Annotated in this window: 2 pseudogenes; one reads left to right on the top strand and one right to left on the bottom strand. The window is 77.4% G+C overall.

Annotated elements, in window-relative coordinates:
• Positions 1-328: pseudogene (locus tag SACPADRAFT_RS31295) on the top strand (hypothetical protein); the annotation flags it as partial.
• Here the strand turns inward: SACPADRAFT_RS31295 and SACPADRAFT_RS33790 are convergent.
• Positions 328-465 (bottom strand): annotated as a pseudogene (locus SACPADRAFT_RS33790) (RNA polymerase subunit sigma-24); the annotation flags it as partial. The pseudogenes SACPADRAFT_RS31295 and SACPADRAFT_RS33790 overlap by 1 nt on opposite strands.

Genomic DNA, 465 nt, shown 5'->3' with positions numbered 1-465 from the left:
GTCCGGCGCCGCCGTGGACACGGCCGCCCCCGACGGGCGGCGGGCCTCCCTCAACGCCGCCCTGTACCTGGCCTTCTACCTCGGCTCGGCGGTCCCGGCGGTGGCGGCCGGGCTGCTCACCCTGTGGCACCCGCTGACCGCGGCGATCTCCGGACTCAGCGGCGCCGCGGCCGTGTCCGTACCGCTCGTCGCACTCGCCCTGGTGCGCACCGGCCGCACACCCCGGACACCGATCCCGGATCAGCATCCGGTGCGGCCACCGGAAGACCGGTCCGGGCCGGTGGCCGACGTGCCGCTGGTCCCCGGCGTGCCCTCCGGATCGGGCTGAGCACGCGCCCGGGTGTTGAGGCGTGCCGCCTGCCGGGTGAGGTGGTCGCGTTCGGCGAGGGTGGAGGCCGACCGGGCGGCGTCGGCGTAGAGGCGTGCCGCGGCGGCCGTGTCCCCGTCCCGCTCGTGCAGATACGC

The sequence above is a fragment of the Saccharomonospora iraqiensis subsp. paurometabolica YIM 90007 genome, assembly GCF_000231035.2.
Taxonomy (GTDB): domain Bacteria; phylum Actinomycetota; class Actinomycetes; order Mycobacteriales; family Pseudonocardiaceae; genus Saccharomonospora; species Saccharomonospora paurometabolica.
Note: the sequence above shows the minus strand (reverse complement) of the source record. Positions and strands in the feature narration are given on the sequence as shown.